The sequence below is a fragment of the Breoghania sp. JC706 genome (assembly GCF_037026715.1).
Classification (GTDB): Bacteria; Pseudomonadota; Alphaproteobacteria; order Rhizobiales; family Stappiaceae; genus Breoghania.
Window position 1 is genome coordinate 110,118 of sequence record NZ_JBANCG010000002.1, and the last position, 13,637, is coordinate 123,754.

At 66.4% G+C, this 13,637-nt stretch carries 8 protein-coding genes, 1 tRNA gene and 1 pseudogene; 5 read left to right on the plus strand and 5 right to left on the minus strand.

Annotated features, from left to right (window positions below; genetic code table 11):
* Positions 1–165 precede the first annotated feature (165 nt).
* From V2L18_RS03650 to V2L18_RS03665, 4 genes are all read left to right on the plus strand, one after another.
* Positions 166–789 carry a bifunctional 4-hydroxy-2-oxoglutarate aldolase/2-dehydro-3-deoxy-phosphogluconate aldolase gene (locus tag V2L18_RS03650; RefSeq protein ID WP_336176459.1) on the plus strand — a complete coding sequence of 208 codons (624 nt, stop codon included), beginning with the start codon at positions 166–168 and terminating at the stop codon, positions 787–789.
* Positions 786–1,754 (plus strand): sugar kinase, encoded by a 969-nt coding sequence (locus tag V2L18_RS03655; protein WP_336176460.1) that lies wholly within the window; start codon positions 786–788, stop codon positions 1,752–1,754. Before V2L18_RS03650 ends, V2L18_RS03655 begins: the two co-directional genes overlap by 4 nt.
* Positions 1,755–2,100: 346 nt before the next feature.
* Complete coding sequence (locus V2L18_RS03660; protein ID WP_336176461.1) at positions 2,101–2,841, plus strand: sulfite exporter TauE/SafE family protein; 741 nt, start codon at positions 2,101–2,103, stop codon at positions 2,839–2,841.
* 274 nt (positions 2,842–3,115) lie between these two features.
* On the plus strand, positions 3,116–4,468 hold the full coding sequence (locus V2L18_RS03665; RefSeq protein WP_336176462.1) for a threonine/serine exporter family protein: 1,353 nt from the start codon (positions 3,116–3,118) through the stop codon (positions 4,466–4,468).
* Positions 4,469–4,807: 339 nt separating this feature from the next.
* On the opposite strand, the gene V2L18_RS03670 is transcribed toward V2L18_RS03665, so the two are convergent.
* Positions 4,808–6,103, minus strand: a complete 1,296-nt coding sequence (locus tag V2L18_RS03670; RefSeq protein ID WP_336176463.1) for an MATE family efflux transporter — start codon at positions 6,101–6,103, stop codon at positions 4,808–4,810.
* 782 nt (positions 6,104–6,885) lie between these two features.
* Between V2L18_RS03670 and V2L18_RS03675 the strand changes: the two genes are divergently transcribed.
* Positions 6,886–8,217, plus strand: coding sequence for a sodium-dependent transporter (locus V2L18_RS03675; protein WP_336176464.1), 1,332 nt, complete (start codon positions 6,886–6,888; stop codon positions 8,215–8,217).
* 133 nt (positions 8,218–8,350) lie between these two features.
* Here the strand turns inward: V2L18_RS03675 and V2L18_RS03680 are convergent.
* The 4 genes and pseudogenes from V2L18_RS03680 to V2L18_RS03695 all read right to left on the minus strand — a co-directional run.
* Positions 8,351–8,494 (minus strand): annotated as a pseudogene (locus tag V2L18_RS03680) (Arm DNA-binding domain-containing protein); the annotation flags it as partial.
* 184 nt (positions 8,495–8,678) lie between these two features.
* Positions 8,679–8,754, minus strand: a tRNA-Phe gene (locus V2L18_RS03685).
* A 312-nt stretch (positions 8,755–9,066) separates the two neighbouring features.
* Positions 9,067–12,105: a FecR domain-containing protein gene (locus V2L18_RS03690; protein ID WP_336176465.1), complete on the minus strand. Its 3,039-nt coding sequence runs from the start codon at positions 12,103–12,105 to the stop codon at positions 9,067–9,069.
* A 58-nt stretch (positions 12,106–12,163) separates the two neighbouring features.
* On the minus strand, positions 12,164–13,552 hold the full coding sequence (locus tag V2L18_RS03695; protein ID WP_336176466.1) for a tetratricopeptide repeat protein: 1,389 nt from the start codon (positions 13,550–13,552) through the stop codon (positions 12,164–12,166).
* Positions 13,553–13,637: the final 85 nt, after the last annotated feature.

Consider the following 13,637-nt stretch of genomic DNA (forward strand, 5'->3'; position numbering starts at 1 on the left):
CCGCCAGCTCAGCGCCCCTCGGATCGCGGCGCGAATGCGCGCGAAAGTCCCCGCCGATATAAGCCCCATTGCCGCTGCGGCGGAAGGTCGCAACGCGGCGCCGGCTTCAAATCGGATCGAATAGGCGTTAAACCGGCTGCGCAGACCTTCGAAAGGGAAAAGCGCATGCCTCTCCACCTCGACGATTTCGCCCGCGCCCGCATCGTGCCCGTCGTTCGCACGGCCACCCGCAAGAGCGCGGAATTCGCGGTCGAATGCCTGGCCGAGGCCGGTTTCCCGATCATCGAGATGACGCTGACCGTGCCGGAGGCCGAAGCCGTCATCGCGCGCTTTGCCGATCATCCGGGCATCACCATCGGCGCGGGAACCGTGCTTTCCGGCGATGACGCCAAACGCATGGCCGGCGCCGGCGCGGCCTTCCTCGTCTCGCCTGCGCTGAGGCCCCGCATGGCCGAGGTGGCGCGCGATCTCGCCCTGCCGTTCTTCCTCGGCGCCGCCACGCCGAGCGAGGTGCTGGAGGCCCACGAGATGGGCGCCTCCGGCGTCAAGCTCTTCCCGGCAGCCCAGCTCGGCGGCCCGGCCTTCCTGAAGGCGATCCGCTCCGTCTATCCCGACATCGCCCTGATGCCCACCGGCGGCATCTCCGCCGACAACGCCAAGAGCTATCTCGATGCCGGCGCGATCTGCGTCGGCATGGGCGGCAAGCTCGTCGACGAGACGGCTCTTGCAGCAGGCGATGCGGAGGCCGTGCGCGCGGCCGCCCGCCAGGCGCTCGACGCGGTCTCGTGAGCGCGCCCGCTCCATCCCCCGAGATCGTCTGTCCCCCCGAGATCGTCTGCCTTGGCGAGCCGATGGTGGAATTCGTCGCGGTCGACGGGGCAGGGCAGGGGCCCGATGAGGTCTACGTCCCCGGCATCGGCGGCGACGTCTCCAACACGGCGATCGCCGCCGCGCGCCAGGGCGCGGCCACGGGTATTCTGACCGCGCTCGGCGACGACGCCTTCGCCGGCAAGATCCGGCAGGCGTGGGCACGCGAAGGCATCGACGCGCGCCATGTCGCGGCCGATCCTGAGGCGCCCACGGGCATCTATTTCGTCCATCCGCACGAAAGCGAGCGCCACTTCATCTATTACCGCGCGGGCTCCGCCGCCGCCCGCTATGCAGCCGACGCGCTGCCGGCCGCCTACATCGCCGGTGCGCGTGTTCTGCACGTCTCCGCCATCTCGCAGGCGATCTCCGATACTGCACGCGACACGGTGCTTGCGGCCATCGCCATCGCCCGCAAGGCCGGTGTGGCGGTCAGCTACGACACCAACCTTCGGCTCAAGCTCTGGCCGCTCGATCAGGCGCGGGCCACCATCCACCGGGCGATGGCCGAGGCCGACATCGCGTTTCCGAGCCTTGATGATGCCCGTGCGCTCACCGGCCTTGGCGCGCCGGACGACATCCTCGATTTCTATCTGGACTTCGGCGCCCGCATCGTGGCGCTGAAATGCGGAAGCGACGGCGCCGTGATCGCGACTCCGGACGAGCGCCGGGCGATCCCGCCGGTTCCGGTCGCGGCGGTCGATTCCACGGGCGCGGGCGACGCGTTTGCCGGCGGCTTCCTGGCGCACTGGCTTGCGACGGGCGATCCTTTCGCGGCCGGCTCCTATGCCTCAGCGGTCGCGGCCGCCACGGTCGCCGGCTACGGCGCCATCGTCCCCATTCCCCGCCGTGCCGAGGTGCTGGCGATGCTGGAGCAAGGGCGTTAGCCACGGTTTCGATCGAGAGATTTCGGGTTCGTAGCCTTTGAGCCTGTGGCCAATCCTTCGAGACGGCCCTGCGGGCCTCCTCAGGATGACGTTGTGTATGTTGATGTTTTACAGAAACGAGCACCACGATAACGTCATCCTGAGGAGGTCGCGAAGCGACCGTCTCGAAGGATCGGCCACTTGCCCGGAACCTCTTGCACAACCCTGCCCGTGCACTCCCCTCGCGATCTCCGCCCGGCGATTGCATACCCTTGCATGCCATAACGTCAGCCTTTACTCCTGATCCACGGCGTGACGCGCCCCGGCATCGGCCGGCCACTCATTCCGCTTGCCAGCAGGGCGCCTCATGCTTGTGACCGAGCTTATCGTCATCTTCCTCTGCCTTGCCGCCGGCGGGCTGCTGAAGGGGGCGACCGGGGTCGGCACGCCGGTCATCGCCGTGCCCGCGCTCGCCATGTTCTTCGACGTGAAGACCGCCGTCATCATCCTGCTGATCCCCAACCTCTTCACCAATGCCTGGCAGATCTGGCACTACCGCAGCTTCCTGCCGAGGCGGCCGTTCCTGAAGCTGTTCCTCGCAGGCGGCGTGATCGGCGTGGCGGCGGGAACGTGGGCGCTGGCGGCGCTGTCGGCGCAAACCCTGCAGGTCGGCGTCGGCGTCGTGGGGCTCGTCTACATCGCCTTCCGCCTGCTGCATCCGCACTGGCACCTGGGCGAAAGCGCCGGCACAGCCATCGCCGGTCCGGCCGGTGTGGTCGCCGGCATCCTGCAGGGCGCCTCCGGCATTTCCGCGCCTGTCTCCATCACCTACCTCAATGCCATGCGGCTGGAGCGTGCCGTCTTCATCCCGTCGATCTCCACGCTGTTCCTGCTGTTCGTCGCTGTCCAGATCCCGGCGCTGACCTTCGCCGGACTGCTGACGTGGAAACTGTTCCTCACCAGCGCGCTCGCCGTCGTCCCCGTGCTCTCCGCCATGCCGCTGGGAACGCGTCTGGCGCGCACGCTGTCGCCGGCGATGTTCGACCGCATCATCCTGATCCTGCTCGCCGTTCTGGCGGTGAAGCTGGTGGTCGACGGCGTGTTGTGAAGGCGCAGCACCGCGTTCGGGCTCCCGCACGGAAAAGTGCCCCCGCGCCTTTCCCGCCCCCTCCCGTCTGCCGTCGCTCTGCCTGCGACGCATGGTTGCTGCGCGCTTTGGCGCGAGCCCTGCTTGTGGAGCATTGCTCGTATGTAGACACCCCACTTCGTCATGCCGCATGTGCGAAATATGGTGCGGATGTCACTGGACCGGACGGCCACCCGTGCGTCACCTGAGCGGGCTGGCACGGACGGGCGGGCGAAAACGCCCACATAACAATAACTTGAAGAAGAAGACAGGCTTTGCGATGCTGACCGCGCAGGATCAGGACCCGGCGGGGTCGAAACGGCTGGAACTGGAACCCATCGCTCTCGCCGCCCTTGAGGCGGGCCAGATGCTGCTCTCCACCGGCGCCAAGGCGGGCGTCGTTCGCCAGGGCATGACCATGATCGCCCGGGGCCTCGGCGCCGATCTCACCGATATCCGCGTCGGTTTCGCCTCCATCGCCGTCACCGTCGGCTCCGGCTCGCACACCATCACCCGCATGCTCGGCGTGGGGGCGCACGGCGTCAACATGCGGCTCAACCATGCGCTGCGAAAGGTTTGCGTGCGGGTCAGCCGTGGCGGCATGACGCCGAAGGAGGCGGTTGCCGCGCTCAAGGCGCAAGGCCGGGCCACGCCGCGCTACCATCCGCTGCTGGTCTGCCTTGCCGCCGGCATCGCCTGCGCCGCGTTCGGCGAACTGCTGGGCACCGACAGCCAGGCCTTCCTTCCCGTTCTCGCGGCCGGCACGCTCGGTCAGTGGATCCGGCTGCGGCTCAGGTCTCACGACGTCAACAGCTTCGTCATGACCGCGCTGGTGGCCTTCGTCTCCTCCGCCTTCGCAGGACTGCTCGCCCCCACGCTCGGCAGCACCACCGTCGCCATCGCCATGAGCGCGGCGGTTCTGATGCTGGTGCCCGGCGTTCCCGCCATCAATGCCCAGAGCGACATCATGGAAGGCTTCCCGACGCTCGGCAGCGCGCGGGCGGTCAGCGTCGCCATGGTGCTGGTGTTCCTCACCGTCGGCGTCGGCACCACCCGGCTGCTGCTCGGCAACACCGATCTGGTGGTGCGCGCCCTTCATTACGGCATCCTGCACCAGACGATCTATGGCGCCATCGCGGCCGCCGGCTTCGGCGTGTTGTTCAATTTCGGCTACGCCAATCTCGTCTGCGCCGGGGTGGCCGGCGCCATCGCGCTCGGCGTGCGCTCCGTCGGGCTGGAGGCCGGCTGGACGCTGGAGGCCGCCTCCTTCTGCGCGGCGATCGCGGTCGCGCTGGTGGTGGAACTGGTCGGGCTCATGCCCGTCCGCATCTGCCAGGCCGGCAAGGCGCTCGCGGTCGCCGGCTGCATTCCGATGATCCCCGGCAGCGCCGCCGCGCAATGGATCTTCGGCCTCTTCACGCTCACCTCCCATCTCGATGCGGCCGGCTCCGGCGAACTGCTGATGATCGTCATTCAGAGCGGCCTGCGCGTGATCTTCACCATCGGCGCCATCGGTGCCGCGCTGACCATCGTCACCTCGCTCTTCCGCCGCCCCGAATTTCCGGTGGATGAGGTCAAGGCCGCGCCGCAGCCGGCCGGGCGGGGATAAGCGGGCGACACGAGGCCGGGCAGGGGCGGGGATAACTTCCGCCCCGAAGGCGTGCCGGCCGACGCCGCCCGGCACGCCAGCGCGCGCCGGACGGCTTTCGTCGATTGTTCGAATTTCCCGATTCCGTTTTGGCAGATTCAAACGAAGAACGGCAGAAATCCGCCATTTCCGTTCGCACGTTTTTTGAATATTCAAAAGCATGCGAAAAGGTACGGAAAGACTATATAAATCATATAGTTAATTCGTTTTGTCGTCGTTTCGGCGCGCGGGGCGCCGCCGTTCATGTCTCCGCCCGGGAAATCCGGATCGGGATCGCGGCGGCGCCCCTCGCTTTGGTGCCTATGGTTGTTCGGCGCAGAGCCGGCTGGTCCGGAGCGCGTTCCGCCCGATCATCACGGCGAGCAGCAGGATGACCGCATCCGCCAACGGGAAGGCGAGCCAGATGCCCTTCACCCCGAAAGCGGCGGAAAGCGTCAGGACGGCCAGCGGCGTCAGCAGCCAGGGTTTCACCAATGTCAGCGCCGCCGTTCGTCCTGGTTGGCCAAGTGCTTGAAAATAAAGCGCCAAAACCAGTATCGGGCCGGACGATGCATAGAGCAGCATCATCGGCCGCAGGATCTTTGCGACAGCGTCGATCACGGCGGGATCCGCGCTGAACCAGCCGCCGAGCGTGGTTCCGGCAAAGACACCCGCAAGCACCACCGACAGGCACCACGCGAACGCGGCCGCGATCGCCAGCCGCAACCCGGCCTGCGCCCTGTCGTTGCGCCCCGCACCGGCATTGTTGCCGGCAATGCTCTGGGTTGCCAGCGCGATCGCCATTTGCGGCAGGAAGGCAAAACCCAGAAGCCGGGTCACCACCCCATAAGCCGCGATCAAGGCGGCGTAGTCGGCTCCGGCCCGAAGCCGCAGCGACAGCATGACGGCGCTGGCGACCATGGCGATCCCTATGAAGCTGAGACACAGCGGAAGGCCGAGGCGAACGATCCGCGACCACGCCTGAAGCCAGCTCTGCTCGCGCAGAACGGAGAGCGGCAGGAGTGTCTCGCTGCGCCCCCTCACGCCGAGAACCAGTGCCAGTCCAAGGGCTTGCGCGGCGATCGCACCAAGGGCCGAGCCGGAAATGCCAAAGCCGAGCACCACGATGGCGAGCCAATTCGCGCCGATGTTGAACAGGTTGACGAGCACCGAGAGAGCGGCGACCAGGCCGGCCCGCCCCTCGTTGCGCAGGGCGTCGGCATGCAGGCCAAGCATCAGTTGCGCCGGTGCGCCGTACATCGTGATCCGCAGGTAATCCTGCGCCTGCTCGGCGACGTCCGCGTTGCCGGCGGCCATCGACTGCACGAGCGCCGTGCCCGCCACCGCCCACAGCGCGGCGAGAGCGAGCGAAATCGCCAGCGCAAGCCCATGCGCCCCGGCAAAGACACGCCCGGCGGCCGCGCGCTCTCCGGCCCCCAGATGCCGCGCCATCAGGCTCGACATGCCGCCGCCCGCAAGCGTCGTCAGCGCCGAAAGCACCATGACCACGGGAAAGGCCAGACTGACGGCCGCCAGCGCATCGGCTCCGATGAAGTGGCCGACGAAAATGCCATCGACGACAGCAAGAAGGCCGCCCATCGACATGACCACGGCCATGGGAACGGCGTTGGAAACAAACAGCCGCCCGACAGGGGCTGTCAGAAAAGGATTAGCGTGTTGTGCAGCATGCCCCATAGACATCGCTCACTCCTCTCGCGAGGCATTTCGAGATGGATGGGGCCTGCGTTACCACCGCGCGAAATGCTTCGAGGGTGAGGTCGTCCTGGCAGATCCGGGCTTCACCGTGACTTGCGTCCGCAGGCGGCAGGTGCCGGAACCTAGGCCGCAGCTCATAGGCGAAAGGGGCCCATCAGGTCAACCGTTGTCTGGCGGGGCACCGCGACCGGTATGCAGAACCGGCCAAAGCCGGCGACATAAGGTGCGTTGAGGCTTTCTACAGTCCCCTCTATCCGTCCGAATTCTGGCGAGGCGTCATGCGCCAGAATTGGCAGTGCCCGCCCCGTTTTCGAAAATATGCAATGAAATCAGGTCTCTTCCGAGAAGAATGTTCCCCGCACGCGCAGGGATGAACTGTTCTGGCGGAAGGAACCGCACCCTCACTCTCGCACAGTTCAAACAGACAGGGGGGGCTGTTGGAAAGTTGCGGCCCGGCCGCTTCCAATCGTCGCAATCTTACAAAAAAGCCTCTTAAAATTGCAGATTGGCAATTTTTTTCGCTTTCGGTCATTGACTTTCGGTCCCGGACCGGGTTTCTAGTCCGCCAGCGCGAGCCGGTTACGTGATGATCTTTTCCCTGTGCCGGCACCAAGTCACACCAGTACATGCGTTTCGGCTCCATGAGCGCCGTTCGGTACGCCAAAAGCCCACAGGATCGATTCATGAACGCTCCGCGAGAAAAGTGGCATTCCCGCATCGGATTTATCGTCGCCGCTGCCGGTTCCGCCTTCGGCCTCGGCAATATCTGGAAGTTTCCCTACATCACCGGCGAGAACGGCGGAGCCGCTTTCCTCCTGCTCTATCTTGCAATCGTCTTCACCCTCGGCCTGTCCCTGTTGCTGGCTGAGGTCGCCGTCGGCCGTGCCAGCCAGAGCGATGCTCTGTCGGCCTTCCAGGTGCTCGGCCACCGGGGCTGGACCGTGGTCGGCGCAATCGGTCTTTCGGTCGCCTTCCTGATCCTGTCCTTCTATTCCGTCATTGCCGGCTGGACGATCGCATATGTGATCAAGTCCGCCGACGGAGCCTTCACCGGGCTTGACATCGGCGGGATCGGAAACTCCTTCGTCGGCTTCATCTCCGACCCCTGGCAGCCGTTGATCTATCAGGCGGTGTTTGTCGCGCTGACCGTGTTTGTGGTGCTGAAGGGCGTCGCCTCCGGCATCGAGCGGGTCAGCAAGATCCTGATGCCGCTCCTGTTCGTGATCCTGCTCGCCCTTGTCGCGCGTTCGCTCACCCTGCCGGGCGCGCAAGCCGGCGTGGAGTTCTTCCTGTCGCCGGATTTTTCAAAGATCAACGGCAGCGTCTTCATGGCAGCCCTTGGTCAGGCCTTCTTCTCGCTCTCCATCGGCATGTCGGCGATGCTGACTTACGGCTCGTATATCGACCGGGATACCCGCATCGGCCGCTCGGCCTGGTACATCGTCTCCCTCGATACGCTGGTTGCGGTGCTGGCCGGTCTCGCCATCCTGCCGGCGGTCTTTGCCTTCGGTCTCGACCCGAAGGCCGGCCCCGCACTGACCTTCATCACCCTGCCGACGGTGTTCCAGGCAATGCCTGGCGGCGCGATCTTCGGACCTGCCTTTTTCGTTCTGCTGCTGATCGCGGCGCTGACCTCGTCGGTCTCGCTGCTGGAGCCGCTCGTTGCCTTGTTCCGCGACCGCGGTTTCGCGCGCGTCCCGACGACGATCGCCATTGGTTCCGTCACCTTCCTGCTTGGCATCCCCTCCTCGCTGTCGCAGGGTGTGTGGGCCGACTTCAAGCTGTTCGGCATGAGCTTCCTCGACCTGCTCGACTTCCTGACCTCCAACATCATGCTGCCGATTTCCGGCCTGATGCTGGCGATCTTCGTCGGCTGGGTGATGGGGCCGCGGGCCGCCGACGAGGTGACGATGGATGGCGAGCATCCCGGCATCCTCTTGACGCTGTGGATCTTCATCCTGCGCTTCGTTGCCCCGCTGGCGATCCTGGCGATCCTCATCAATGGCCTGATGTAAGAAGGTCCGGCCGCACCGGGAGGGCGGCCGCGACCCGGCTCCCCAACCGAGGTGAGCGGCGCCAACCGCGTTGTCTTCGAGGCGGTCTCAAGACCGCCTCGAACCACCAAGTGGCGGAAATGATCCGAGCCTTGGCACCGAGCGTCATCGTCTTCTGTTTGTCGGCAAAGCGATAGGAGAGCCGCCAGAGGCGGGAGCCGGTTGGCTGGACGAGGAGGAAAAGGCCGCCGCTGTCGCTCAGTTTTTGCGGCTTCGGGTGGGGCTTGATTTGGCGGATTTGCGTGTTTTCGAAGGCATTTGTCGGCAACGGCGTTGTTGCCTGAAGCTCGATACCAACAAAATTATCGGATGACAGAGGACGGAACCGCACGCCTTCGGGCGCTAAATTCGGGAAAATCGAGCAAAATCAGAGACTTTTCGGCCTCTGCCGGACTTCGCTGGACTGTTTGGGAAAGGGAAAATGGTGCCCAGGGGCGGAATCGAACCACCGACACGCGGATTTTCAATCCGCTGCTCTACCAACTGAGCTACCTGGGCCTCTCGCGGGCCGGATCGCCAATCGGCGGAGCCCTGAAAGTGCGCGTTTTATAGAGAACCCGTTCGCGCCTGTCCAGCCGGCTCTTGCGATTTTCCATACCTTCCCGCCGGCCTTGCGGAAAACCCCGCGCCGGATGGCGGCAAATGAGCCGCATACCGACGATTGCCAAGCGACTTGAAGGGCTTGCCGCAACGCATCGCAGCAGCCATCAGGCTGTGGATACCGCAAGACCCGCACACTGAACGCGCCGCGATTCGCGCGGCCGCCAAACCGCCGGGCAGGCACAGGACGCGCTTCCGGCGATCGGGCCTTCAGCGCTGGCCCATGAACGTTCCGGCCGCCTGGTAGTTGCCGCTCGTCTCCGCGTAGGAGAACGACCCGAGGACGCCGGCGGCGACATCGGTCGGGCTGGCGGCGAACGAGCCGTTCGCCCGGAATGCTGCACCGTCGGAAATCGCGGAGCCGGCGAAGCTGTTGATGTCGCCGTCGCTCAAAGCCGTGTCAGTGATGGTGGCGGAGGCGGAAAAACGGCCGCTATCGAAGTCGTTGATCGCCAGCGTGCCGGCCCGTGACGCGAAATTCCAGTTCACCTGCAGCGAGCCCGAGGCCAGATATTGCGAGGTGACGCCGCCGGTGGTGGCGACGACGTTGCCGATGGCGTGGCCGATGTAAGTCGCCGAAGCATCGGCCAGATCGCGGATCGTGCCTGCGCTCGGAAGGTCGCCCGCAACCCAGGTCGCCAGGTTGAAATAGTCGCGGCGCCGGCCGTCGCTGTCGAAGACGACCGGGTCGCTCTCCCCGGGCCCTGCCTCCGTTTCCAGCCGTGCACCCCAGTAGCCCCAGTGCATGAAGGCGCAGGTGCATTTTTGAGGGGCCGTCGGATTGTCGTCGGAGCGGAAAAGCGCGGCGTCGGCCTGCGGCACCGCGTTGCCGGAGAAGAAATAGTTCCGGCTCGCCGTGTCCTGCGTCTGCGTGTAGACGGTCGCGGTGGATGAGCCGTCGTCGAAGGACAGGTAGTTGCGGCCCTTGTTCGGGTTTTCCACGGCGGCGTAGCGGTCGTTGTCGATATAGGCGCTGCCGCCGTTCTCCGTGTTGGTGGTGGTGGCGAGATCCAGCCCCGCGCCGAAGGCGAAATTGTAGCTGGTCTCGCCAAGCCCGGATGTCGCCTCGCTCACGTGTATCTCGCTGCCGACGGTGTTGCTGGTCGCATCGAACTGGACGGTAACGTCGCCGGGTGCAGCGCTCGCATAGGCGGCGTAGAGAGGCGGCAGGCCGTCGGTGGTGCTGCTCTCCAGCACGCCTGCGCCGTAGCCCAGCAGCGTGCCCGTGCCGCGATAGGCGGCGTAATCGGATTTCAGTTCCTTGGTCTCAAGGCTTGCCACGTGGAGCGTTCCGAATGCCTCGGTGATCTGGGCGCCGGGATCGGGCGAGGTGTCGCCGAAGGCGCCGTTGCCGGCCACGCCGTAGCCGAGAACGAAGTTGTCGGCGTCCGCGCCGAAGATGTGATCGCCCGCGCCATTGGCGAGCGAGGAGAAGCTGCCGCCGGAAACGATCGCCGCCGTCTCCGCCGCCCGCACGCTGCCGCGCCGGGTGCCGGTGACCATCCACGCGCCTTCGCCGCCTTCGCGCGCGATGTCGCCGGCGATCACGGATACGGCGGATTGCTGCGCACTGCCCTTGCCGTCGATCAGGAACGAGACATCCATGAATTTCGGCGTGTCAGTGGCGATGTCGTCCGGTTCCACCACGATCAGGCCGCTGGTTTCAACCTTCGAGACGAAAGCATCGCCAAGGGCCGCGACTGTCGTGTCCGCCGCCATGAAGAGGTTGCTTTCGTAGGGGGTGGCGCCGTTGAGCGCCTGGTCCAGCATCTGGCGCGGATCGCCCGACAGCGAATAGGTGCGGATATGGGCGTTGTCCGCGCTCTGGCTGCGGTATTGCGAGAAGTCCGTGCCCTTGCCGGTCAGGAAATAAATCGGATCGGTGCCGTCGAGCGCGCTCAGCGGTGCGACCTGGGCGGGAAAGAGCGCGGCGAAGGCGAATTGCTCCGGCCCGCTCCACAGGAAGCCGGCATGGGTGATGGCCTCGCCGGGCGCGAATTCGACCGAGGGCAGGGTCCCGGCGAATGTATCGGTGTTGGCGGCCCAGGGCGCGGGGTCGAGGTCGGCCGACCGGCCGGTCACGAACCAGAAGGCGCTGCCGGTCGAGGGAGTTGCGCCCGTATCGGCAAGGCCGACGGGGATGGTGTAGGACGTGCCGTCCACCGTGATCGCCGCCGTCGCCACGCGTCCCGTACCGAGGCCGGAATAGAGCGCGCCGTTGAAGAGGTTGACAGTCGCTGTGCGATCCGTGTCCGCGCTTCCGCCGAGCAGGCCGTAGGCGCCGGGATCGGAAACGGTGAGCGTGCCGGAACCCGTCGCGCCGCCTGCGACCATATAGCCGGTGCCGGCGGTGAGGACACGGAAGGCGGTGGGGCCGAGCGGTATCGGTGCGGTGGTGATGATCGTGTGTCTTGTGGCCGCGTTTGTCTCTTTGCCGGTGTTGTCGACCTCCTCGACGCGCGAAGTCAGAACCACGTCGGGCTTCCACGGCGGCAGGGTGGCGGAATAGCCGAGGCCGGAATTGGTCTGCGACACGCCCCTGTCGACGTCGTCGTCGGCCGGCTGCCGGCGGGCGCCGCCGGACTGGCCCGGACGGCTGAGGAGCTGGGCCTGGACGCGCCCGAGATCCTGCGGCCGCGTGCGGCGCACGACCGCGCCGTTGCCGCCGATCTCCATCGTGTAGCCGCGTTCGTAGATCCGCCGGTGCGTTCCCCCCGGCCCGTCATAGGTGAGTTCGTCGCCGAAGATCAGCGAGAAGGCGGGGGCCGCGCCAGACAGGTTGAGATTGGCGATGCCGCCGCGAATGCCGACGGTGCCGACCGGCGTCTTCACCGAAACGCCGCCGGGCTTCTTGGAAAGCCGCCCGCCGACGAAGCGGGCGACGCCCTTGGAGAAGCTCGCGACCAGCTTGCCGTCGCCGGCCGCCGGATCGTAGACGAATTCGTCGATGACGAGGTCGGAGCCGGGCCCGACCGTGAAGGTGGAACCGTCCACCAGCAGCACCTGCACGAGCCCCGCTCCCCGCGTCTGGATGCGCTCGCGGTGGATGATCCTGTCGCCGAGAACGAGCGTGCGAACGCCTGCGCCCGGCGGCGTTCCCTGCGCCTGCGGGTTGACGGCTGCCGTCACGCCGACCTCGGTCGCGGGGGCGGCCGAAGCTGGCAGGGGGGCGGCGACTGCAAGCGCTAGTGCCGCCCACAGCGAAACGCCCGCGCAAGGCCGGTTCGGCGGCATGGTCGCGAATGTCATCACATCTCCCTCCCGTGCGTTCGGCCTCCCGCCGGTTCCCGCCCGGCCCGCCGAGGCGTCAGAACTTCTTCATCACCGAAACGGTCACCGCGGCGTTGGCGTAATCGTCTGTCGGATAGGTGGAAACCGCCCGGCGGTATTCGCCCGCCAGCATCAGCGCCCAGTCCTCGGCCACCGGAACGGTCAGCGTGCTGCGCATCCAGTATTCGTCGTCCTTCTGGGACCGGCGCGCATCGATCCCGGCATCTGGTTCGTCGTACCAGCGCGCGAGATAGCCGGCGTCGAGATCGACGAACCAGGGGCGCTCCAGAACGGCGACCGGGGAGGCGAACGTCTTGCGCAGGCCAGCGCTCGCGCCGGCTTCCCAATAAGTCTGGTCGGCCGCGTCGGTTTCCTCGCGCGCGCCGGAAAGCGCGCCGCGAAACGCCAGGCCGGGGGTCATGAACCAGGTGTAGGCGAGCCGGCTGGAGACGCGGTCGCCGTTGCGCTGCGACACGTTCGGATAGGTGGCGCTGTCGTTGAACCAGCGGCGGCGCAATTCGGTCTTGCTCTCCAGCCGGGAGCGCACGTCAGGCAGCCACGCCAGCCGGATGCCCGCACCCAGCGTGCCGGAATAGTTGGCCCCGTCGAGCCGCACGCCGCCGAGAATGGCGTAGACGCCGAGTCGCGCGTCGTCCCATCCCACACGGGCCATGTTGAACGAGGGGCCGACGGTGATCTCGGCGATCTCGGTCTGGAGGCGGCTGAGCTGCGCGTAGCGCGCGCCGTAGAAGAGAAGATCCGCCTCCAGCAGGTCGCCCTGGCTGGCGAGGTCGTAGGAAACGTGGGCGGTCGCGGCCAGATAGGCGTTGGCGTCGGACTGGCTGACCGCGCTGTCGCCGAGCAGGAACTCCAGCCCGTTCAGCGTCACGGACCTGTCGCCGGGGGCGGCGTTGGCATTGGACTGCCAGCGCGCGCCGACGATGACGGCGGCGGAGGTCTTGAGCGGCTCCTCGGCCCGGTCGATGCCGGCGAGATAGACATCGACACGCTCGCGCACTTCTGGCGGCACGTCCGGACCCGAGATCGCGGCCTGGAAATATTGCCGGGCGACGTCGAAGGCGCTGAGGCGATAGTAGAGGACGCCGAGTTCCAGCTGCACCCGCGGAAGGCCCGGCGCGTAGATCAGCATGCGTTCCAGCGTGGAGATGGCGGCTTCGAAGTCGCCGATGCGGGCGGAAAGGGCGGCGTAGGAGAAGGCGATGTCGAGATTGTCGGGCTCTGCCAGCATCGCCTGCAGCAATTGCAGGCGGCGGGTCTCTATGTCGGCGGCCTCACCCGTACCGGTCGCACCTGCCGGCTCCGCCTGCTGCTGGGCGAGCGCAAACGGCGCGGAGAGGCATGCGCTGCCCGCGACGGCCAAACCCAGAAACGCCACAGCCGCGGCTGTGCGGAGCCGTTGCGACATCGCAGGCCTCATTGCGCTTGAACGTGTCAATGAGGGCAATGAGCGACATGAAGAGTCAATCTACTTACAATGCGTAAGAGTGCTC